The organism is Pseudomonas sp. JQ36 (genome assembly GCF_053851495.1).
The window spans coordinates 5,635,001-5,657,251 of record NZ_CM132642.1 but is presented as its reverse complement, the minus strand read 5'-3'; the positions used below and the strand labels follow the sequence as shown (position 1 = coordinate 5,657,251).

Here is a 22,251-nt window from a genome sequence, read left to right as displayed (position 1 = left end):
CGAGCAAGCCCGCTCCCACAGTTTTGGATTCACCACTGATCCACTGTGGGAGCGGGCTTGCTCGCGAAGAGGCCCGCCCAGACACCACAAAAACCACAGGCGGCCCCATGCACTTCGACCTCACCGACCTGCGCCTCTACCTGCACATCCTCGACGCCGGCAACATCACCGCCGGCGCCGCCCGCAGCCATCTGTCACTCGCCGCCGCCAGTGCGCGTATTCGCGCCATGGAAGCCTCGCTGGGCACCGAGTTCCTGCAGCGCGGCCGCCGTGGCGTGAGCCCGACGCCCGCTGGCGAGGCACTGGCCCACCACGCGCGCATCCTCCTGCAACAGGCCGAACGCATGCAGCAGGATCTGGCCGACTACGCGCAGGGCGTCAAAGGACAGGTGCGACTGTTGTGCAACACCACGGCGATCACCGAATACCTGCCGGAAGTGCTCGCGGACTTTTTGCGCGAGCATCCCAACCTCGACATCGATCTGCAGGAACTGCCCAGCGCCCGCATCATCCACGCCTTGCGCCAGGGCGCAGCCGATATCGGCATCGTCTCCGATGCAGTGGACACCACCGATCTGCAGACCCATCCGTTTCGCGACGACCCGTTGCGACTGATCGCGCCGCACGGACATCCACTGGCCGACGCCGCCGAGGTCAGTTTCAGCGCCGCTTTGCACTACGATTTCGTCGGTCTGAGCACCGACAGCGCGCTGGCGATCTACCTCGAAGAACAGGCGCTGCACAGCGGCTCGCGCATGCAGGTGCGGATCCGCGCCGACGGTTTCGAAGGGGTGCTGCGCATGGTCGCCCGAGGCGCCGGCCTCGCCATCGTGCCGCTGGCGGCCATTGAACGCGCGACGCCGCGCTCATTCAACAGCATCGCCCTCAACGAGCCATGGGCCCGCCGCACGCTGATGCTCTGCGCCCGGGACTTCAGCGTCCTGCCCGGTTATGCCAAAGCCTTGCTGCAAGCCTTGACTCTCCCCTGGGGGGCAGACTTCATCCTTGGCGTTCAACGGCAAGGAGCATGACCATGGGCAAACGCATTCTGCTGATTCTCGGCCATCCCGGCGCGACGAGTTTCTGCGCCGCACTCGCCGAGCGCTATGCACAATCAGCGCTCGATGCCGGACACCAGGTGCGTCAGCTACGCTTGGGAGAGATGGCTTTTGACCCGGTGTTGCGCCAGGGGTATCAACAGGTTCAAGCGCTGGAAGAAGACTTGAGCCGCGCGCAATCCGACATCCTTTGGGCCGAACATCTGACGCTGGTCTACCCGATCTGGTGGGGCGGCATTCCAGCGCTGCTCAAAGGTTTTTTTGATCGGGTGTTGCTGCCGGGATTCGCCTTCAAATACCGAAAAGGCAAACCCTTTCCCGATCAGTTGCTCAAGGGGCGCACCGCGCATTTGCTGGTGACGATGGACACGCCACTCTGGTATTACCGCTGGATCTACCGGATGCCGGGACTGCATCAGGTGCGCAAGACCACCCTGCAGTTCTGTGGTATCAACCCCCTGCGCACGCTGACCTTCGGCCCGCTGCTTAAGTCCAGCGACCGGCAGCGCCAGCGCTGGCTGCAACAGGCGCACGCTATCGCCCGCCGCTAAGTCTGCCGATAATGCGCCGCACGGTTTCACATTGAAAAAGGACTTTTATGTACATCGGCCAAGCCGCGCAACGTGCCGGCACCACCATCAAAAGCATTCGCCACTACGAGTCGATCGGTCTGCTGCCCACGCCCCGGCGCCAAGGTAAATATCGCCTCTACGACCAACAAAGCATCGAACTGCTGATCTTCATCAAATGCGCAAAAGAGATGGGCTTCAGGCTCCGGGAATTGCAGACGATTTTTGCCGCGCATCATGGCGAGGCCATGCCATGGGATCTGGCCCAACAGGCTATCGAGGCAAAAAAACGCGAGATCAACAGCAGCATCGCTGAGCTGACGCGGCAATACGCGCAACTGGAAGGTTTCGAAATCGACCTTGAACGGGCGCGGGTCGAATGCCCGCTGGAAAACCTTTGACGGTTTGCGCGTTTCTGAGCAGCTCGATGTCGAGCACAGACAACTGAGCGGCAACCGGGCGCTATAGGGTGCGACTTGGTTTCTTTGCCATCAGCCCACTGCCCGGAGTTCTCATGACCGCGACCGCCCCCATCACCGTTCTGCGCGATACCCACCCGCTGCCGGTACTCGATGCCTGCAAATGGGAAAAACTCGAAGGTGACCCGCACACCGTCAACCTCAACGCCTACACCAGCGAAGACGGCAGCAAGATCATGGGCACCTGGATCTGCACCCCGGGCAAGTGGCGGGTCGATTATGTGAAGTGGGAGTACTGCCACTTCCAGGAAGGCTACTGCATCATCACCCCGGATGGCATGGCGCCGATCCACCTGCGTGCCGGCGACATCTTCGTGGTTGAACCGGGGATGAAAGGCACCTGGGAAGTGGTCGAGACCGTGCGCAAATACTTCGTCTTCGCCTAAAAAACGGTACTTCCCGACTTCAAAATCCGACAAATTAATCGCGAACCAAATTGGCTGAAATACATTTGGTTCGCTTCTACCCTCCTCCGGCGCTCAATGCAATGGAAGCAGATGACACTTACGTTTAGCATAATCCCCAACAATTACGCCCCCCTCCCTCAACGGTACAATTTTCCTCCACGGACATCGCTTGAAAAGAATCCTTATCGCCACTTCCCGCCCTAGGAGAAGAGGCAATCGTCAGATAATCTACGCTTTCTATTTTTAGAAGCTGAACTATCCAGCTGCAGCTGTTTGATACCTCCCTATCGTTCAACGGATTGAAACATGCTAGATCTCCGAGTAGAAAACGCAATTAAATTCTGGAAGTCACTGAACGTCTCACTTGAAAACAACAATCGCGATTCAATTGATATATTACGGCTGACACTGCCTCTGCTGTCGGCCAAAATGATCTCCGTGCGCCATAATTATGCACAATCGGAAGAACTCACCTACGATCGCTATGCAATAGCCGCTTCAAAACTTGACGAGTGCCACCACGAAAGCATATATCCAGCGCTGATGGAGTTCCTTGAATCTCTTGAGGAGTTCTTCCCCGACTGCAACTACAAAGCAAACCTTCCTGATCTAATCAGACCAGAGACGCTCACCAAACTAAAAAGCGAAGTAGCACAATTACCCTATGAATTCATACGCCACACTTTAGATTATGGAATTTCTCTAGCCATTGAATTTGAAGGACTAGCAATCCGAAAACACTCTGCGCTTACCGCGGATCTTGCAGCTCCACTTACAGCTGGATTCGACTACATCTCAGAAGTCAATCCAACTGCTGGAGATCTTTTCTTTCGCTCTGCCGGCAGCAACTTCATGTCCTTAGAATCAAAATTCTATGACATCATAAAAACCAATACTTCGACCGCATTTTACTTACATCTGAAATATTCAACTTTCGATATAAAAACAACCACACAGAGTCTGTCGGGCATTTTCTCGCCACAGAAGCAATTTGTACTTATCGACCCCCCTTTTGCGCCGCTTACAGGCTCGTCTCTTATTTTTTCTGACCAACATCCGAAATCAGCGCTGGAAACTTTAATAAAAATAACTAAAAAAACCTCCTACGATATCGCTGTCACTATCGTCCCTAGGACTGACTGTACAAAGCCGGGCATAACTCGAGACCTACGCCAACGATTGATTGATGGTAGAAAAATTCTGGCAGTTGTCGAGTTCAGCAGTTTCAATCGAGCTGGAAAGCAGATATTGGTAACCGCACTTGTCACATCCCACAAAACCCACCACCACCGAAACTCCATACTTTTTATAGATGCTACCGCACTCCGCAGCCTAGACAAGAGCGAGAACTTTAGCTACATGGAGTTCTCTGCTGAAATTATAAAATCTTGGGCGCTAGAGCTATGGCCTCAGGGCGGTGCTTACCACTTTGAAAACCAACCAGGTCGCTCAAGCAAGATCGCATCCAATATTTTCGAAAGAGAGTTCGGCGATGGGTATAAAAACATCCCCGGCCTTTGCAAAGAGGTAGAAATAGATGAAATAAGGAATAACGACTACAAACTCGCTGCGAAATCCCATATTGGCGATCTCGACAAAGAAAGCAAGATACTTTCCAAGATCAACCCTGCTCCAGTTGTAGAGAAACTTCTGAAAAAAACAAACAACAACAACAACAACAACAACAACAACAACAACAACAACAAAAGAATCTATGTCATAGGAAACAATGGGGAAGGTAAAAGCTTGTTACTTTTCGATCTAGTCGAAGAACTGTGCAAGCTTAAACTACGATCAGTTGGAATAGCATTCGCCATGGTTGACAGATTTCCACTGGAAAAAACTCCGCCCTACAGATACCCAGCATTCACCTACGCTGGCGCAAAAAACAGAAGCAAATCGACAAGCTCGTCTTCATCAAACTTAGCCAAACTCATCAAGGGAATTTTTTGCAACAAAGAAAAGCTTATTTGCTTCAGCAGCATCCTAAGCGAACTGGGATTTTCCGGAAACTACTACTTGATCGGACCGCACAAGCAAACAGTAGTAAGAGGTCGTGAACCGATACTTCTCCCCCTGAGCTCAGACCCCATTGACAATGCCGATGTATTCACTTATTCCAGTCCGCGCCATACGCTTGGATTAATGCGAGAGACGGACGACAACCAGGTAACTCCATTTTTAGAGTTGAGTTCAGGCGAACAGCAAATTTTGAGCTTAATTGTAAAAGTTTTAAGTTACGCACAAAAAGACATTACATTCCTTATTGACGAACCCGAAATTAGCCTGCACGTAAGCTGGCAGAACTCGATACCTTTTATACTCGAAAAAATTTCAACTTCTTTCAAATGTGACTTTGTGGTGGCGACACACTCTCCATTATTGATAGCGAGTGCCAACTATCCCCAAGATTTTTGCTTTGTCGCACAAAAACAAAAACTGGAATTACTTCCCATAGAATCAAAAAAGACGGTTGAGGGTGTTCTCTTTGATAATTTTAAAACACACACACCAAACAACAGAAAAATTCCTGAGCGCTGCGCCCAACTAGTTTCCAACGCTATAGAACAAGCCAACAGCAGAAACCCACTCAATGATGTATTTTCCTCAGCCATCGCCGAACTAGACGACATCATAAGAATAATAAAGCTAATGGAGCCTGCCAAGAGCTATTCAGCACACTCACAAATAACACTCGTCTCCTCGGCGAAACTAGCGATCCAGGAATTGTCTCGTCTCAACGAATTGGAGGTTTAATAGGGCATGCTAAAAGCCGAGCTACTCTGCCGAGATGCACGTAGACAAGAAGTCCAGAGCTACTTAAAAAAATCGCACGCCACTAAAAAGCACATATCCAAGACCGTAGAACTTTTAACAAACTGGGCGAAAGACTCAAAAAAAAATAAAGCTGATAACTGGCCGGCTTTGTCCGCCTATACAACTCCCAAAATAAAAGGCGTATCTGCTTTGAATGGGGCAGGTATCAAGTCCGCATTCCGTGACTTCCTGAGTCCACAGCAAGAGCACCGTTGTTGCTATTGCCGAAGGCTACTTTTGAGCCATGGATCTGCTAAACCCATCGAGCATATTTTACCAAGACAAACCTTTCCACAATTTTCACTTTACTATTGGAATCTCAGTATTTGTTGTGCCGACTGTAATCGCAAAAAAGGTGATCATGCTTGGGGAAATATTAGCCCCACAGATCTCGCGTACCCCCGGCCTACGGATTTTGAGGACTTCTTCCACCCTCGCTTCCACGAATACAACAGCCATGTCAGATTTTTTAGAATTGAAACCAATGGAACGGCTTTTTCGATTTATAGAGGAATAACACCTCAGGGCAAGCACTTATGCTTAAATTTGCTGCGTTTCATATCTGCAAAAGAGGCACTATGCACCACCAACCCAGTAATTGCGCCAGCGCTGATAAAACTCGACAGTTTCTTAGACAAGGCAGAGGACTTGAATCTGACATCCGTCTCCAGGTTTATAAATACTCTGAATGATTCTTTAGAAGAAAGTATTTAACGGCACAATATCGCACTCAGATTCTCAGGAGCCTTGCTTTACGCATGACTCCTGATCTGAAATAACTATTCGAGTTTTCGATAGCTGTTGATGATCGCCGAGAAGTCTTTCCCGCCGTCCCCACGCTGGCTCATCGCCTGATACAACTGCTGCGCCACCGCGCCGAGCACCACCGGTTGGTGCGCCTGACGCGCCGCTTCGGTTGCCAGCCCCAGATCCTTGAGCATCAGTTCGGCACCAAACCCGCCGGTATAACCGCGCGAGGCCGGCGCCGTTTCGACGATGCCCGGCCACGGGTTGTACATTTCCGAACTCCAGCAACGCCCGGTCGAGCTGTTGATGATCCCGGCCAGCACCGAGGTGTCGATCCCCAGTGCATCGCCCAGCGCCATGGCTTCGCTGACACCGACCATCGAGATCGCCAGCAGCAGGTTGTTGCAGATCTTGGCGATCTGCCCGGTGCCGACTTCGCCGCAATGCACGATGTTGCGGCCCATCTGCGCCAGCACTGGTTGCAGGGTAGCGAACAGTTCCGGGGTGGCGCCGACCATGAAGGTCAGCGTGCCAGCAGTCGCGCCGCCAGTACCGCCGGAGACCGGTGCATCGGCCATGGCCACGCCTTGTTTGGCGGCAGCGGCGGCCACATCGCGGGCGGTCTGCGGATCGATGGTGCTGCAATCCACCGCCGGCACGCCTTTGCCGATACCGGCCAGCACACCGTCCTCACCGAGCCAGACGCTACGCACATGCACCGCCGCCGGGAGCATGGTGATCACCAGTTCGGCGTCTTCGGCTGCTTCCCGGGCCGAGGCGCGGATGGTGCCGCCCAGTTGCTTGAGTTCCGCCAGCACCGTCTTGTTCAGGTCGACCAGATTCAGTGAATGGCCGGCCTTGATCAGGTTGCGCGCCATCGGCGCGCCCATGTTGCCCAGACCGATAAATGCGATTTTCATGGCCAGTCCTCAGCGCAGGTTGATGGTGGTGTTCACGCCGTCGTTGACGCTGTCGTCATCGAACCAGCGCGCCGTGACCGTTTTGGTCTGGGTGTAGAACTGCACCACTTGCTTGCCGTACGGGCCGAGGTCGCCGAGTTTCGAACCACGGGAACCGGTGAAGCTGAAGAACGGCACCGGCACTGGAATCGGGATGTTGATACCGACCTGGCCGACGTCGATTTCGCTCTGGAATTTGCGCGCCGCCGCACCGCTCTGGGTAAACAGGCCCGTGCCGTTGCCGAACGGGTTGGCGTTGACCAGCGCGATGGCCTGATCGAGGGTGTCGACTTCCAGCACCACCAGCACCGGGCCGAAGATTTCCTGGGTGTAGATCTGCATGTCAGTGGTCACGCCCGAGAACAGGGTCGGGCCGACGAAGTTGCCTTGCTCGTAGCCCGGCACCTTGATGTCGCGACCATCGAGCTCAAGCTTGGCGCCTTCCTTGATGCCGCTTTCGATCAGCTCGAGAATCCGCGCCTTGGCTTTCTTCGAGATCACCGGCCCCACATCGGTGCCCGCCTCGCTGCCGGCGTTGACCTTGAGTTTCTGCGCCAGCACTTTCAGGTCCGGCAGCCATTGTTTCGCCGCGCCGACCAGCACCACCACCGAAGTGGCCATGCACCGTTGCCCGGCTGCACCGAAACCGGCGCCGACCAAGGCATTCAACGCTTGCTCGCGATTGGCGTCCGGCAGCACCACGGCATGGTTCTTCGCGCCCATCATCGATTGCACGCGTTTGCCGTGCTTGCCGGCCAGGTCGTAAACGTGCGTACCGACGGCGGTCGAACCAACGAACGATACGGCTTTGATGTCCTTGTGGGTGCACAGGCCATCAACCACGTCCTTGCCGCCGTGCACGACGTTGAGCACGCCCGCCGGAACGCCCGCCTCAATCGCCAGCTCCACCAGCAGCATGGTCGACAGCGGATCCTGTTCCGAAGGCTTGAGCACAAAGGTGTTGCCGCAGGCGATCGCCATCGGGAACATCCACAACGGAATCATCGCCGGGAAGTTGAACGGGGTGATGCCGGCGCACACGCCGATCGGCTGGCGCAGAGTGTAGGTATCGACGCCGCCCGCCACGTTTTCGGCGAACTCGCCCATTTGCAGAGTGCCGATGGAACAGGCGTGTTCGACCACTTCCAGGCCACGGAAAATGTCGCCCTCGGCGTCGGCAATGGTCTTGCCCTGCTCGGCGCTCAGCACCACGGCGATGCGTTTGGAGTGCTCACGGATCAGCGCCTGCAGCTTGAGCATGATGCGCATGCGCGCGCCGATCGGGGTCAGTTTCCAGGTCTGGAACGCGCGATGCGCGGCGCTGATGGCGGCATCGACTTCAGCGGCGGTGGCGAACGGCACCTTGGCCAGCAATTGCTGGGTCGCCGGGTTGACGATGTCGTGCCACTCGGTGGTCTGCGATTCGACCCACTCGCCGTCGATCAGCAGCTTGACCTTCTGGACCGTGGTTTCGTTGGGCGTAAGCGATGCGTTCATGCTGGTCTCCGAAACTTGTTTTTATCGTAGGAGCCAAGGCGAAAGGGTTCGCCTTGAGATGAGGCGTGTGTCACGAATTGGTTGTCGGACTGTTTTTGGAGTATAGATGTGCAAACTTCTAATAAGAACGCACATATAAGCCCGTCCATCATGCAAAAAAACATCACCTCCCTGGGGTCGCTGAACTGGGACGACCTGAAGTTTTTCCTCGAAGTCGCCCGCACCCGCAAGGCCAGCACCGCGGCCAAACGGCTCGCCGTCGACTACACCACCGTGTCGCGACGCATCAGTTCGCTGGAAGCGGCGTTGGGTACGCTGCTGTTCGAGAAATCACGCACCAGCGGTTTTGTGCTGACCACCGAAGGCCAGCGCCTGCTGGGTTATGCCGAGTCGATCGAAAGCACGTTGCACATGGCTTGCGAGCAGGTCTCGGGCTCTGGTGTGGCGCTTTCCGGGCATGTACGCATGGGCTGCACCGAAGGTTTCGGCAGCTTTTTCATCACCCCGCAATTGAGCCACTTCGTCGACGCCTACCCGGCGATCTCGGTGGACATCCTGCCGCTGCCGCACTTCATCAGCCTGTCCAAACGCGAAGCCGACATCGTCATTGCCCTGGAGCGCCCGGAGCATGGGCCGTACGTGTGCTGCAAACTCTGCGACTACCGCTTGCAGCTGTACGCGACCCAGGACTATCTCGACCAGCACCCACCGATCCGCCGCCCGGCCGATTTGGGCAAGCATCAATTCATCAGTTACGTGGATGACCTGGCGTTCAGCTCGGAGCTGCTGTACCTGGCGAACGTGCTGCCCGGCGCCAGCGCAAACCTGCGCAGCACCAGCGTGATCGCGCAATTCGTCGCAGCGCAGCAAGGGCGTTCACTGGCGATTCTGCCGTGCTTCCTCGCGGCGCAGGATCCGCGCCTGCTGCCAGTGCTGCCCGAAGAAATCGACATCACCCGGCAGTTCTGGATGTACTGCCGGGAGGATCTGAGGAAGTTGAAGCGGATCACCCTGTTGTGGGATTACATCCGCGAGGTGACCGAGCGCAATCAGGGCCTGCTGATGGGGCAGACCCGCGAGATGCGGTTTGCCGATTAATCGGCGCTGACCACAATCGACACCCGGCGATTTTCGGTGCGTCCTGCCGGGGTATTGTTGGACGCCACCGGCTCGCTGCTGCCCAGTCCGCGCAACTGAATGTTTTCTTCCTTCATGCCGACGGTGGTCAGCACTTTGGCCACACTTTTGGCCCGACGCAGCGACAGTTGCTGGTTGTAGGTTTCCTTGCCCGAGGCATCGGTATGTCCGTCGACGCGTACGCGCTCGATACCGACGCCGTGCAGCGCCTTGCCGATGCGTTCGACGATTTCCGTGCTCTGGTTGTTCAGGCTTTCGATATCGCTGCCAAACAGCACTTTGCCGGACAAGCCAAACTCCCAGCCCTCGTCGGTCGCCTCGAAGCCTTGTTGCTTGAGGACGGCGATCTGCGCCGGGGTCAGGCCTTTTTGCGGTGCAGTCTGGCACCCGGTCAGCGCCAGTACGGCGATCATCAGCAAGGCGGAAAACAATCGAGCGGGAAATGTGAACACGGAATCAGCTCCTGGTTTGCAGATTGACGACCGGGCTCTCCGACCCGGCAGTGAATTGAGCGCCACGCGACAGGCGCTTGGCCTGGTACATCGCGGCGTCGGCGGCGTTGAGCAAGGCACTTGGCGTGGCGCCATGATCGGGGAAAACCGCAATGCCGATACTGAGCGACGTCACCACACTGGTGTCGCCCGGCAGCGCGATGGGCATGTCCATGCTGGCGAGAATCTGGTCGGCAATGCGCTCGGCGTCTTCGACCTTGTGCAGCGGCGCGAGCAGTACGGCGAACTCGTCGCCGCCAAGCCGCGCCACCAGATCGTCTTCACGCAGTTGCGCGCGGATCCGATTGGCGACCGCTACCAGCACCGCATCGCCAGCGGCGTGACCGAAGTTGTCATTGATGCCTTTGAAACGATCACTGTCGAGAAACATCACCGCGACCCGCTCATTGAGCTTGCCGGCGTTGCGCAACGCACGAACCAATCGGCCCTCGAAAAACGCCCGGTTGGGCAAACCGGTGAGGCTATCGTGGCTGGCCTGATGGGCGAGGGTTTCGTTCTCGCTTTGCAGGTGGGTTTGCCAGGATTCGAGCTCGTCGAGCAGGGCATTGAAGTCGTTGCCGAGGTTGTCGAGCTCGGCGATCTGCGCCGGTGGAACCCGGCGATCCAGCGCACGCTCGCTGCGGGCGGCGTGGGCCACCGCCGCGAGGCTGCGAAGCGGGCCGGTAATGCTGCGCAACTGCCGGCGCGCCAGATACAGCGCGACCCAGGCACTGATCGCGGTGCAAAGAATGATCCCCGCCAGACCGCTGAGCAAAAAGCGCATCAGGCTGCCGCCGTGACCGACCAGCAGAATACGCCCGATTTCACGGTCCTGATGCACGATCGGCAGGCTGATCGGCTTTTCCAGAATGGTCCGGGCAACCTGCATTTCCAGTTGGGAAAACAGACCGTTTTCGGGCCGCTGCCAACGCGCCAGCAACTGCCCCTGTGTATCGAACACCTGGGCATCCGCCACCTCTTCGGTGGACGCGATCAAGGCCAGCGCTTCGGTGGCGGCGTCCTTGTCGTTGAACACCACCGCCGCTTCCACGGTGTAGCTGATCGAACGTGCAATCAGGTGCAGGTTGTGATCGGCGTACACCCGCAGTGCGAGAACGCCCAGAAGGGTCAGCGACACGCTGGCCATCGTCACGGCCACCAGCGCGACAATCAAATGGCCGCGGCCGATGACCGAGCCCAGTGTGGGGCGGCTCCTGGAACGAAACAGCTTCATGGTGCCGCCGGTTTGCGGCGCGACAACTGCAGTACGCTTGGGTGAATGCGTACGCCGCTGCGGGCGACGGAGTCGAGATTGACCTCGAAGGATACTTGCTGATCGCCGACCCGCAGGCAGAACAGGCTGCCGACCGTGCACTGATCGCCACCTTCGCTGATGCTCAGCACCGGATGGCCGATCAATGAAGTGAACAGCCGACTGCGTTCATCTGCGGTGAGTTTGCCGATGTACACCGCATCGCATTCGCTGACGATCGCCGGGTTGTCGGCCAGCAGTCGGCGCACAGCGACCGGACGACCAGTGGCTTGCGTGGTGCCTTTGACCAGGTCATCGGTGTATTCGGTGGGGCCGACGATGCACAGATGCAATTGTGCGGGTTCCACCGGCCAGCGCGCGTAACTGAGGATGCCCAGCACAACCTGCGTCACCGACTGGGCACGCTGCTCGGCCATGCCCACGGGCGTTTGTGGCTGAGCCATGGCAACGCCTGTCAGCAAACAGAGCAGACCGACCAGCAATGCGTGCTTGCAGCGAACCACGCGCTCTGTCGCCCAGACAGCCACCTTCATGCAGGGATTCTCTTGGATCGTACCGAAATGATGCCGCAACGATAGCACAGCGCAGTAACACCAGCGAGACAGCAGCTGCTGACCAGTTGGTCAGTAATCGGTACCGAACATCGGGTTATTTCATTCCCGAGCCTCGCTACCTTCCTCCAGTTCCAGCATCAATCCGCTCAGGCGCTTGACCTTGCGCTGTACCGCCTCTTCAAACACGCCGGCCCGGGGCTCGATCAAAGTGAACCAGTGTTTGGCCCGGGTAATACCGGTATAGATCAATTCCTTGGTCAACACCGGATTCAAGGCATCCGGCAGGATCAGCGCGGTGTGGGCGAACTCCGAGCCCTGGGATTTATGCACCGTCATCGCGTACACCGTTTCCACATCGTTGAGCCGGCTCGGCAGCACGAAACGCACACCGCCCTGCCCGTCGTTACGCGGAAAGGCAACGCGCAGCACCGGTTTACCGGCGTCCGGGCCTTCGCGCTCGGGCAACTTGAGGGCAATGCCAATATCGCCGTTCATCAGACCCAGACCGTAATCGTTGCGGGTCATCAGCACCGGCCGGCCTTCGTACCATTGCTGGTCATGCTCGATCAGGCGTGCCTTGACCAGCGTTTCGGTGATCCGCAGATTCAGCCCTTCAACGCCCCAAGGCCCCTTGCGCACGGCACACAACAACTGGAAGGTGTCGAATGCCTGCAACACCTCCCGCGCCCAGTTGATCCAGTCCGGATGCTCCAGCGGTCTATCCGCTGGCGGCCGTTGTTGGCGCAGGACATTCAGATAGTGACGATAACCCTGTGGACCCTCCCCATGACCGTCGAGCAGCAGCCGCTCGAACGTGTGATCGTGTTCGCCCTTGAGCGGCAGGGAAAACACGTCATCGTAGTGACCGGCCGTCAGCAACTGGCGCGCCTCCTCCGGCAACTGCTGATTGACCCGCCGCGCCAGCTGACCTATGCCGCTGCCTTCACCGAAACGTCGGGAATGGCGCAGCATCACCAGTTGCTGAGCCAGCGGATGCGAGCCGTCGCGGTCCTCGTGCAAGCCACTGTCCTGCAAGGACTCTCCACTGACCGACTCCAGCCACTGCCGGGTCTGCGGGTTATACCAGCCTGCCTCGGCATCGCGGCACAGATCGCCGAGCACTGCACCGGCCTCCACCGAAGCGAGCTGATCCTTGTCGCCGAGCAATACCAGACGCGCATGTGATGGCAAGGCATCAAGCAGATTGGCCATCATCTCGAGGTCGATCATCGACGCTTCGTCGACCACCAGCACGTCCAGCGGCAAGCGGTTACCGGCATGGTGGCGGAAGTGGCGAGTACCGGGCCGGCTGCCAAGCAGGCGGTGCACGGTTGTCACGTCACAAGGGATTTTCTCGCGCACGGCTTCAGCGACTTTCAGCGACTGCACTTGCTGGCTGATGGACTCGGTCAACCGCGCAGCAGCCTTGCCCGTGGGCGCCGCCAGACGAATGCGCAACGGCTGACCAGCCTCGACCGCCGGCGCCTGGAGCAGCGCGAGCAGACGCACCACCGTGGTGGTTTTGCCGGTTCCCGGACCGCCCGTGATGATGCTGAAGGCTCCCCGAGTGGCAAGCGCGCAGGCGAGTTTCTGCCAGTCGATCACTGCTCCCGGCCTGGCGGCGCCGAACAATTCATCGAGACGCTGGGGCAGGTCATCGGGCGGCGTTTCGCCTTGCGCCAGACGTGTGCGTAACGCCGCATCGATACGCCGCTCATATGCCCAGTAGCGCCGCAGGTACAGACGCTTGCCGGACAGCACCAACGGTCGCTGATGCGCCGCTTCGCTATTGTCCGCAGCCAGGGCAACCAGAGCGCTGCTCGCCAATGACTTGCACCAATGGGCGCCATCCAGCGTTTCAAGCAACTGCGAAGGCAGCAGCAAGACACCACTTTGCACATCACCTTCGGGAGGTAAAGACAGGGCGAAATCCGGGGCCTTGAGGGTTTCGAACAGGTCGAGGCAGACATGCCCGTGCCCCAGTTGATGGCTGGTCAGTGCGGCAGCGAGCAACACCAGTGGGTCGGACTGGGGCGCGAGTTCGTACAGAAAACCGACAAAGGCCTTGTCCAGCGAACGAAGCCAGCCTCGCTCGACCCAGCGATCAAGCAGGATCAGCAGATCCGAGGCACTGGTCAGTGGCGCCAGGCTCGACGGGTTGTCGATAGCCGATGGCAGATCGGCGAAGGTACGGTTCATAGCAGGACTCCCTGTTCCCATGCGGGTTCGGCCTTGGGTTCAGGCTTGCCCTGGAAAAGGCGATCCAGGCGCTCGATCAGTTCGCGCGGCGGCCGCGCAAAATACACGCCGCGACTGTCTGCCCGGGTCCCGCGCAGGTACACATACAACGCACCACCGACATGTCGATCGTAATCGTAGTCAGGCAACCGCGCCTTCAGTTGTCGATGCAAGGCCAGAAGATACAACACGTATTGCAGGTCATAACGGTTGTCGAGGATCGAGCGCTCCATGGCTTGCTCGGTATAGGCCGCATCGTCGACACCCAGCCAGTTGGATTTGTAGTCGGCCACGTAGTAGCGCCCCTCGTGTTCGAAGGTCAGGTCGATGAAGCCTTTGAACATGCCGTTGAGCTGTACTGGCTCGGCGGCTACTCGTGCCACGCCGTTGTGGGTGTACTGGCGCACCCACTCATCGAGTTTGAGAACATCGACCTTGTGGCTGGCGAACCAGAACTCCATCTCGACGCGATACTGTCTGAGTTGCTCGAGAACCACCGGAGGCTGTCCGCCACCTGCTGGCAGCGGCGACTTGAGCAAGTGTTGCAGCCAGTCACTCAGCGTAGTGATCCACCCCTCCCAACCGCGCAGGTTGCAGCGCCGGCCAATCGCATCCTTGAGCGTTTCAAAAGGAACGGCAAAACCTTCGTCTCCAGCCCATTCCAGCAGACCATGGAGGAAGGTGCCCGGGTTCGGGCCGCGAGGAAAACGATGAATATCGGCGCCACCGGCCACGATCTCGCGCGGTGCATCCGGGTCGAGACGTTCATCATCAAACAGTTTTTGCGCTTGTGGGCTGTCCGGCGCCTCATCGCTGCCCACGCTCAACACGTCACTGATGCGCAAAGCACTGTAGGAGGCAATCCACCAGTTTTCGCTGGCCTTGCGCTTGGGCACCAATGTAGCGCTGAGGATCGCTTCGTTGCGCTCGGGCCGGTAGATCTCCTGAGTGGCTTGAGGCAACTCACCCAAGCTGATGGCCGTGCAGTTCTGTTGCAAATCCTGCAGCCAACGGCTCAGGCCGGTTGACTCATCCAGCCTTGCGCCGCCACCCAGCAGATAGCCAAGCGCCGAAAGATGAAGCACCGAACTGTTGTTATTACCGCGTTTGAGGTCCGTGACACCCAGCCAGCAGGCATGTTGCGCGCGAGTCAGGGCGACGTAGAGCAGACGCAGGTCCTCGGCCAGACGCTCGTCATCCGCCAGGGCGATCAATTCGGCAGTCGGCTTAAGCGTCACTTGGGCTTTGCCGGAGGCATCGTGGTAATGCAGCGGCAAGCGACTGCCATCCACCGGTTTTGCCGAGCAGATGAACGGCAGGAACACCAACGGATACTCAAGCCCTTTGGATTTGTGAATGGTCACGACCTTGACCAATTGCTCGTCACTCTCCAGACGCAATATCTGCTCTTCGCCGGCCTGACCGGACAACGCAAGAAGCTCGGCCAGATGACGAATCAGCGCTTGCTCGCCATCAAGCTCAGCGGCAGCCTGCTGCATCAGTTCCGATAAATGCAAAAGGTTGGTCAGTACCCGCTCGCCATCACTGCGCGCGATCAGCGTTTGCGGCAGGTGAAAGTCGTGCAGCAGGCGCCGTAACATCGGCAACACACCTTGCTTGCGCCACAGTTCGCGATAGCCACGAAACTGCATGACCCGGGCTTCCCAGACCAACTCGTCCTGATTCAATCGTTCCAGTTCAGCCAACGGCAGATTGAGGGTGATGCAGGCCAGCGCAGCCTTCAGAGAGCGCTCGACATCCGGCTCCGCGCAGGCCTTGAGCCAGGACAGCAGATCATGCGCTTCCTGGGCGGCGAACACCGAGTCCTTGTCCGACAGGTAAACGCTGCGCACGCCACGGGCCGCAAGTTCTGCGCGTACGGCTTGGGCCTCTTTGCCGTCGCGCACCAGAATCGCAATGTCAGAGGGCCGCAAGCCTCTGAAGTCTTCTCCGTCGCGGACAAATCCCGCCGCACCGGTTTGCCCGCCATTGAGCAATGCAGTGATTTCGCTGGCACAGGCCGCGGCCAACTGCTGGCGATAGAATGCGCCCGACAACGGCTGATCCGTCGACAGGTGCCAGACATTCAGTGCCGCGACATCGTGGCCGGCGATCTGCAGCCGCTCTTTGCGCCCCTGAGACTCAACAGGCTGGAACGGCACCGGATTTTCCCCGGTTTTTTCCCGAAACAAAAACGCGCCGCGTCCCTGCTCGCGGGACTCGGCGCGCTCGAATACGTGATTGACCGCGTTGACCATGCCATGGCTGGAGCGGAAGTTGGTGCCCAGCGTATGCAGGCGGCCGGTAGTGGCCTGACGCGCACGCAGGTAGGTGTAGATATCGGCGCCACGGAACGCGTAAATCGCCTGCTTGGGGTCGCCGATCAGAAACAGACCGGTCTCCGGACTGTTGTCCTCGATGCGGTAGATGCTCTCGAAGATCCGGTATTGCACCGGGTCGGTGTCCTGAAACTCATCGATCAGAGCAACCGGAAACTGCTCGCGGATCACCGCAGCAAGGCGCTCGCCGCTGTCGGATTGCAACGCCGCATCGAGGCGCAACAGCATGTCGTCGAAACCCATTTCCGCACGACGACGCTTCTCTTCCTCAAAACGCGCGCCCACCCATCTCGCCGCATGTTGCAATACGGCGGCATCGGGGGTGGGAAGCGCGTCGAGGCTCGACTTGAGCTCCGGCATCGCGTCGAGACCCGGATGACTCGGTGCCTGGCCCTTCCAGGCTTCGGCCATTCCGTCAGGGGTCAATCGGGTGAAACCGGTGCCGATGTCCAGTTGCTCCATGGCCTCGTCTTCGGCCCACGCCTTGAGTTTCTCGAACCAGGGCTCGAAGTAGCGCGCCTGCATCTTGCGTCCGTCGACGGCTTTGCTCGCAACGCCTTCGTGACAGATCACCAGCAGCTCATCGGCCCACTGACGCCACGGCATCTTCAGCTCGAGCAACGCGGCACGCCGTTCTTGCAGACACTCATTGATCAATTCTGCGGGGGCCTTGCCGTCATCACTGTCGCGCTCGCTGCCAAACAGGCCGCGCACTCGTGACAACAACGCTGCCGGCCCGCCCCAGTTAGCGCGAACCCAGTTCAGCGCGTCGCCCTGCATCGGATAACAGAACAGTCGCCAGTAATCGCGCAGCACTTCACCGAGCAGATCGCTGTGATCGGTTTCCAGGGACTGGGTAAACAGGCTGCCGCTGTCGAACGCGTGTTCGCGCAGCATGCGCTGGCACCAACTGTGGATGGTGGAGACGGCCGCTTCATCCATCCATTGCGCAGCGATGTCCAGGCGATTGGCGCAACCGCGCCATTGTGCCGGGTCAAACTGCTCGCGCAGCTCGGCAATCAAGCCATCCGGCGCCGGGGTTTCTTCACGGAAAAACCGCGCGGCCTCGGCCAGCCGCGTACGGATTCTTTCACGCAGCTCCTTGGTGGCGGCATCGGTGAAGGTCACCACAAGAATCTGCGGGGGCAGCAGCTCACGGCCGAAGCCACTCGATTCGCCGCCGTGGCCAAGGATCAGCCGCAGATAGAGGGCAGAAATGGTAAAGGTCTTGCCGGTACCGGCACTGGCTTCGATGAGTTGACTGCCGTGCAGCGGGAAGGCCAGAGCCAGCGGTGTTTTGGTACTCATGCGCGCGCTCCTTCGCTGGCCAATGAGCGCCATGGCGCCTCAAACAGGGGGCGATACAACGCGTCGCACCAACCGGAGAATGTTTCGTCGGCAATCAATGCGTCAAAGTCGGCGAATTGGCGTGACAGCGCAGGGCTTTCACGGCGCTCACCGTCACTGGTCTGGCCGTCGCCTTCGTAGGCTTTTCTGGCAGCCGCCTCAGCCTTGAGCGGATCAGTCTGCGCGAGCCAGGCGAAGGCTGTCTTGACCGCGATCGGTAACGGCTGGCGCATGCCGGCCTGCCAGGCGAGCAGCAGATCACCCAGAAAACGAACCGCTCGATCCTTCTCCAGCGGCTCAAGCAACAGCGTATCGTCACTCGCCACCAGTGCCGTGGTCAGGGTAAGTCCGCTGGCGCAGGCCACCAGGTGATTGACCCAGGGCTTGATCAATCGATGCCATTTTCGACTCTTGATCGAGCCGATGCTGTTGGGAATGGTCGTGACCGACAACACGCCACCGTCAGCGCGTTGATGCAAACCGGCGAGCCAGCCTTCAACACGCACGCCCTGCAAGTCAAGACTGACGGGGAGCGCGCTGGTCAATGGTGTCGGCCATAACACCAGAAGTTGTTGGTAACGTTGCAGCAAGTCCGGTAACGGCTCGATCAACTCTCGTTGCAGGCATTCGCCGAAGCCGGCCATGGGCAACAATCCGCTGTTTTGCAAACGCCGCGCCTGATCTTCGAGTGCCCGATTGATATTGTCCGGCTGCCGGAGTGCGGCTTCGAGCAGGCTGTCGCTCAGTGTGTAGCGTTGCAATGCGTCCAGCACGAACGGTTCTTCGTCAGCCAGGGGCGCCTCGGCGGCCTCGAAGTACACTTTGAGGCGCTGCGTGAAAAAGTGCCGGACCGGGTTACGCAAGAAATCCTGCAGAAGAGCCAGACTCAGCGGCTCCTCCTGAACATGGGGCGCGAGTAGATCCGCCTCATCTTGTGGCGCATGCACCTGGTGCAAAACCTGCCATTCACGGGCATAACTGAATAGTTGATCGCCTTCATGGAAATAGCGCGAACTGAACGGTTGCAGGGGGTGCTCCTCGGTCATGGAGGTCAACAGATCCTGTTGCTCATCGAGCGACCGCCAGCCACTGGCGAGGTGATCGCGCAACTGGCCGATCAGCACTGAAGCAGGCCGTTCACTGTTGTCGCGAATGCTGCGTCCGACCCAACTGATGTACAGCTGATCGCGCGCAGACAGGAGCGCCTCGAGCAACAGATAGCGATCGTCTTCACGCCGGGAACGGTCCCCTGGCCGGTAGTCACTGCCCATGAGGTCGAAGTCCAGTGGCGGTTGCGCCCGGGGATAATCGCCATCGTTCATCCCCAGCAAACAGACAAGCTTGAACGGGATCGCCCGCATGGGCATCAGCGTGCAAAAATTTACTGCGCCGGCGAGAAAACGCTGGGACAGACGCCCCTGATCCAGCCCCGCGAGCCAGGCTTCGCGAACTACCGTCAGCGGCAATTCATCGACCAACCCAACGGATTCACAGGTCTGCAGCCAGGTTTCGCGCAACTCCTCAAGTTGCGTGAGCAGATAATCGTCGTGCTCGTTACTGGCCTTGAAAAACAGCTGCATCAGGATTTGCAGACGCTGCCCCCACACCTTCGGCTGAGCGACTTGAGTGAGTTCGTGATGAGCCAGTTCCAATGCATCGAGCAGGGCAACCAACGGGCCGATCAACGCAGCATCCAGACCACCGATTTCATCATAGGGTTCGATACCGGCACAGGCGCTGGAGCTGCCAACTGCGTACCCCAGCAACATTCGCCGCAGACCGAAATGCCAGCTGTTCTGTTCAAGCTCATCCGGCAAACCCAGTCCCGCACGTTGCTCGGCGTTCATTCCCCAGCGCACGCCTGCTCCTTCGATCCAGCGATGCAAAGTAGGCAAATCACGCTCTTGCACGCCAAATCGGGCGCGCAACGCAGGGACGTCGAGCAAATCGAGGATCTCGCTCACCGGGAAACGACTATCTGGCAGCTTCAGCAGGTGCTCGACAGCAATCAGCAACGGATCGCGGCCCCGCTGGCCCTGGTCGGCCAAGGTAAATGGAATGAAGCGTGGATCATGTCGATCCAGCTGCCCGAATACCGCCCGGATATGCGGCGCGTAGCTGTCGATGTCCGGCACCATCACAATTACATCGCGCGGGCGCAGATCCGGATTGGCGCTGAAGCGTGCGAGTAACTGGTCGTGAAGGATTTCCACCTCGCGCTGGGCACTGTGAGCGATGTGGAAGCGGATTGACCCATCCAGCGTCAAGTCAACGGCAGGCCAGAGCTCGCGCGTTTCATTGAGTGGCCGCAACTCGAGGATGTCGTCCTGAAGTTGGTTGAGCAGGTTATGTGGCTGATTTTCGCTGAACAGATCAATGCGACCGTCACGAAACGCCGCGCGATAGCTGTTGGGGTCATCGTAACTGTCGAGCAGGTTGATATAGTCGCGGCCTTGCTTGCCCCAGGCGGCGAGCAGCGGATGAGCATGTTGGTGCAACGTTTCAGGATCGAGTACGACCGGCATGCCGTTCTTGCGGCTCTGACGCTTGTATTGATGACGTAGCAGATCCTTGTCGGCGACGATATCGGCCCAGTGGTGTCGGCAAGGGTTGTGTACACACAACAGCACCTGACTGAAACGTGCAAGTCCGGCCAACGCTTCAAGCACTTGGGCGGGCAACGAGGATATACCGAACACGATCACCCGCGAGGGTAGTCCTGCTGGTGCATGTTCGAGGGAGTTTATGCACTCGATAAATCGTTGATGAACGCCGGCCCGGCTCTGGGCCATGCCTTGCTCACCGACATCTTCCAAAAGAGCACGCCAGAGTTCAGCCTGCCAGCAACTGACTGGAGCCAGTGGCTTTATCTCGCCTCGAACATTACGTAACTGATGCCGGCCCTCGGCCCAATCCTCGAGCCAGTCGGCCCGATACACCTGATATTGGTCAAACAGGTCTGCCAGGCGCTCGGACAACTGGTAGCGCTTGCGCAAGTCGGTGTCATGGGTGAGGAAGCGTTGTAGCGGTTCGAAATGGGGGCGATCAATCACTTGCGGCAACAGGCGCATCAGCCGCCAGGTCAGCGGAGCCTTGTCGAGCAAGGATGTGGCGGGGATTTCGTCTCGGCCCAAGACCATACGGTAGAGCTGCCACATGAAACTGCCTGGAAGTTGCACATCGATGGCAGCGGCTATTCCGCAACCACCGAGATCGTCCTCTTCAGGATCTTCCGCCAAAGCCAGTTTGAGCCATTGGGCTATACCGTTGCTTTGAACCAGAGCGATTTCATTCTCCAAGGGGGCCAATGGGTAACGCCGCATGATGCTGACCACCAGGCTGCGCAGCTCGTCCAGGCTATTGCTCTGAACCACCATGAATGCAGCGTTGAGGGACGAGGCGTCCGGCATAAAAGCTTCCTTGGAAAAGTACAAAAGCCAAGGCAGAACCTTAGCACTGTCGGCAGGCTGTGACAGCCGGAAGGGCCTACCGCATGCTGTAGGAACTTTCCTGCGGGCAAAACAAAACCCCAACTGCTTTCGCAATTGGGGTTTCGGAATTTAATCTTGACGATGACCTACTCTCACATGGGGAAACCCCACACTACCATCGGCGATGCATCGTTTCACTTCTGAGTTCGGGATGGGATCAGGTGGTTCCAACGCTCTATGGTCGTCAAGAAATTCGGGTACTGACTCGTGGCACGTTGGCCTCGCTTCAGCAAATCGGGTATGTGATACAGGTGTTTGTGAGCAGCGCGAACTTTCGGTTCATTGCGTCTTCACACACCGCAATCTGGTCTCTTTCGAGCATTCAGATTGCTTGGGTGTTATATGGTCAAGCCTCACGGGCAATTAGTATTGGTTAGCTCAACGCCTCACAGCGCTTACACACCCAACCTATCAACGTCGTAGTCTTCGACGGCCCTTCAGGGAACTCAAGGTTCCAGTGAGATCTCATCTTGAGGCAAGTTTCCCGCTTAGATGCTTTCAGCGGTTATCTTTCCCGAACATAGCTACCCGGCAATGCCACTGGCGTGACAACCGGAACACCAGAGGTTCGTCCACTCCGGTCCTCTCGTACTAGGAGCAGCCCCTCTCAAATCTCAAACGTCCACGGCAGATAGGGACCGAACTGTCTCACGACGTTCTAAACCCAGCTCGCGTACCACTTTAAATGGCGAACAGCCATACCCTTGGGACCGGCTTCAGCCCCAGGATGTGATGAGCCGACATCGAGGTGCCAAACACCGCCGTCGATATGAACTCTTGGGCGGTATCAGCCTGTTATCCCCGGAGTACCTTTTATCCGTTGAGCGATGGCCCTTCCATACAGAACC

15 protein-coding genes and 2 rRNA genes (1 of these 17 running past the window's edge) are annotated in these 22,251 nt (G+C 58.1%); 7 read left to right on the top strand and 10 right to left on the bottom strand.

The window, feature by feature from the left end:
- Positions 1 to 107: 107 nt before the first annotated feature.
- The 6 genes from ACS4NR_RS25470 to ACS4NR_RS25445 all read left to right on the top strand — a co-directional run bounded on the left by ACS4NR_RS25470 (position 108) and on the right by ACS4NR_RS25445 (position 6,044).
- The gene (locus ACS4NR_RS25470) at positions 108 to 1,031 is read left to right on the top strand and encodes a LysR substrate-binding domain-containing protein (RefSeq protein WP_456018637.1); all 924 of its coding nucleotides are present in this window, start codon (positions 108 to 110) and stop codon (positions 1,029 to 1,031) included.
- Between the two features lie 2 nt (positions 1,032 to 1,033).
- Entirely contained in the window at positions 1,034 to 1,609 is a 576-nt protein-coding gene (locus ACS4NR_RS25465) for an NAD(P)H-dependent oxidoreductase (protein ID WP_456018636.1), read from the top strand.
- Positions 1,610 to 1,656: 47 nt separating this feature from the next.
- Positions 1,657 to 2,028 (top strand): MerR family transcriptional regulator, encoded by a 372-nt coding sequence (locus tag ACS4NR_RS25460; protein WP_086793657.1) that lies wholly within the window; start codon positions 1,657 to 1,659, stop codon positions 2,026 to 2,028.
- A gap of 113 nt (positions 2,029 to 2,141) precedes the next feature.
- Entirely contained in the window at positions 2,142 to 2,492 is a 351-nt protein-coding gene (locus ACS4NR_RS25455; RefSeq protein WP_003221437.1) for a cupin domain-containing protein, read from the top strand.
- 327 nt (positions 2,493 to 2,819) lie between these two features.
- Positions 2,820 to 5,270, top strand: coding sequence for an AAA family ATPase (locus tag ACS4NR_RS25450; protein WP_456018635.1), 2,451 nt, complete (start codon positions 2,820 to 2,822; stop codon positions 5,268 to 5,270).
- Positions 5,271 to 5,276: 6 nt separating this feature from the next.
- Positions 5,277 to 6,044, top strand: coding sequence for an HNH endonuclease (locus ACS4NR_RS25445; protein ID WP_456018634.1), 768 nt, complete (start codon positions 5,277 to 5,279; stop codon positions 6,042 to 6,044).
- 65 nt (positions 6,045 to 6,109) lie between these two features.
- Here ACS4NR_RS25445 and mmsB read toward each other — a convergent pair whose 3' ends face one another.
- Positions 6,110 to 6,997: a 3-hydroxyisobutyrate dehydrogenase gene (gene mmsB / locus ACS4NR_RS25440; protein WP_456018633.1), complete on the bottom strand. Its 888-nt coding sequence runs from the start codon at positions 6,995 to 6,997 to the stop codon at positions 6,110 to 6,112.
- 9 nt (positions 6,998 to 7,006) lie between these two features.
- The gene (locus ACS4NR_RS25435) at positions 7,007 to 8,533 is read right to left on the bottom strand and encodes a CoA-acylating methylmalonate-semialdehyde dehydrogenase (protein ID WP_456018632.1); all 1,527 of its coding nucleotides are present in this window, start codon (positions 8,531 to 8,533) and stop codon (positions 7,007 to 7,009) included.
- A gap of 150 nt (positions 8,534 to 8,683) precedes the next feature.
- Here ACS4NR_RS25435 and ACS4NR_RS25430 point away from each other — a divergent pair, with 150 nt between their 5' ends.
- Complete coding sequence (locus ACS4NR_RS25430; protein WP_007962101.1) at positions 8,684 to 9,631, top strand: LysR family transcriptional regulator; 948 nt, start codon at positions 8,684 to 8,686, stop codon at positions 9,629 to 9,631.
- Here the strand turns inward: ACS4NR_RS25430 and ACS4NR_RS25425 are convergent.
- From ACS4NR_RS25425 to ACS4NR_RS25390, 8 genes are all read right to left on the bottom strand, one after another.
- A complete protein-coding gene (locus tag ACS4NR_RS25425; RefSeq protein ID WP_177440039.1) occupies positions 9,628 to 10,083 on the bottom strand; it encodes an OmpA family protein in 456 nt (151 codons plus the stop codon). The genes ACS4NR_RS25430 and ACS4NR_RS25425 overlap by 4 nt on opposite strands.
- Positions 10,084 to 10,126: 43 nt before the next feature.
- Complete coding sequence (locus tag ACS4NR_RS25420) at positions 10,127 to 11,395, bottom strand: diguanylate cyclase domain-containing protein (RefSeq protein ID WP_253148867.1); 1,269 nt, start codon at positions 11,393 to 11,395, stop codon at positions 10,127 to 10,129.
- Complete coding sequence (locus ACS4NR_RS25415) at positions 11,392 to 11,967, bottom strand: YfiR family protein (protein ID WP_095139866.1); 576 nt, start codon at positions 11,965 to 11,967, stop codon at positions 11,392 to 11,394. The genes ACS4NR_RS25420 and ACS4NR_RS25415 overlap by 4 nt, the downstream gene beginning before the upstream one ends.
- Before the next feature lie 120 nt (positions 11,968 to 12,087).
- On the bottom strand, positions 12,088 to 14,187 hold the full coding sequence (gene recD / locus ACS4NR_RS25410) for an exodeoxyribonuclease V subunit alpha (RefSeq protein ID WP_456018631.1): 2,100 nt from the start codon (positions 14,185 to 14,187) through the stop codon (positions 12,088 to 12,090).
- A complete protein-coding gene (gene recB, locus ACS4NR_RS25405) occupies positions 14,184 to 17,873 on the bottom strand; it encodes an exodeoxyribonuclease V subunit beta (RefSeq protein WP_456018630.1) in 3,690 nt (1,229 codons plus the stop codon). Before recB ends, recD begins: the two co-directional genes overlap by 4 nt.
- Entirely contained in the window at positions 17,870 to 21,322 is a 3,453-nt protein-coding gene (recC, locus tag ACS4NR_RS25400) for an exodeoxyribonuclease V subunit gamma (protein WP_456018629.1), read from the bottom strand. Before recC ends, recB begins: the two co-directional genes overlap by 4 nt.
- 154 nt (positions 21,323 to 21,476) lie before the next feature.
- Positions 21,477 to 21,592, bottom strand: a 5S ribosomal RNA gene (gene rrf / locus ACS4NR_RS25395).
- Positions 21,593 to 21,745: 153 nt separating this feature from the next.
- A 23S ribosomal RNA gene (locus ACS4NR_RS25390) occupies positions 21,746 to 22,251 on the bottom strand (it continues 2,386 nt past the right edge of the window).

Coding starts and splice junctions, on each gene's coding strand:
- ACS4NR_RS25435 (WP_456018632.1), bottom strand. CDS start 8,533: ATGAACGCATCGCTTACGCCCAACGAAACCACGGTCCAGAAGGTCAAG.
- recD (WP_456018631.1), bottom strand. CDS start 14,187: ATGAACCGTACCTTCGCCGATCTGCCATCGGCTATCGACAACCCGTCG.
- ACS4NR_RS25415 (WP_095139866.1), bottom strand. CDS start 11,967: ATGAAGGTGGCTGTCTGGGCGACAGAGCGCGTGGTTCGCTGCAAGCAC.
- ACS4NR_RS25450 (WP_456018635.1), top strand. CDS start 2,820: ATGCTAGATCTCCGAGTAGAAAACGCAATTAAATTCTGGAAGTCACTG.
- ACS4NR_RS25470 (WP_456018637.1), top strand. CDS start 108: ATGCACTTCGACCTCACCGACCTGCGCCTCTACCTGCACATCCTCGAC.
- ACS4NR_RS25465 (WP_456018636.1), top strand. CDS start 1,034: ATGGGCAAACGCATTCTGCTGATTCTCGGCCATCCCGGCGCGACGAGT.
- ACS4NR_RS25455 (WP_003221437.1), top strand. CDS start 2,142: ATGACCGCGACCGCCCCCATCACCGTTCTGCGCGATACCCACCCGCTG.
- recC (WP_456018629.1), bottom strand. CDS start 21,322: ATGCCGGACGCCTCGTCCCTCAACGCTGCATTCATGGTGGTTCAGAGC.
- ACS4NR_RS25460 (WP_086793657.1), top strand. CDS start 1,657: ATGTACATCGGCCAAGCCGCGCAACGTGCCGGCACCACCATCAAAAGC.
- recB (WP_456018630.1), bottom strand. CDS start 17,873: ATGAGTACCAAAACACCGCTGGCTCTGGCCTTCCCGCTGCACGGCAGT.
- ACS4NR_RS25430 (WP_007962101.1), top strand. CDS start 8,684: ATGCAAAAAAACATCACCTCCCTGGGGTCGCTGAACTGGGACGACCTG.
- mmsB (WP_456018633.1), bottom strand. CDS start 6,997: ATGAAAATCGCATTTATCGGTCTGGGCAACATGGGCGCGCCGATGGCG.
- ACS4NR_RS25420 (WP_253148867.1), bottom strand. CDS start 11,395: ATGAAGCTGTTTCGTTCCAGGAGCCGCCCCACACTGGGCTCGGTCATC.
- ACS4NR_RS25445 (WP_456018634.1), top strand. CDS start 5,277: ATGCTAAAAGCCGAGCTACTCTGCCGAGATGCACGTAGACAAGAAGTC.
- ACS4NR_RS25425 (WP_177440039.1), bottom strand. CDS start 10,083: ATGATCGCCGTACTGGCGCTGACCGGGTGCCAGACTGCACCGCAAAAA.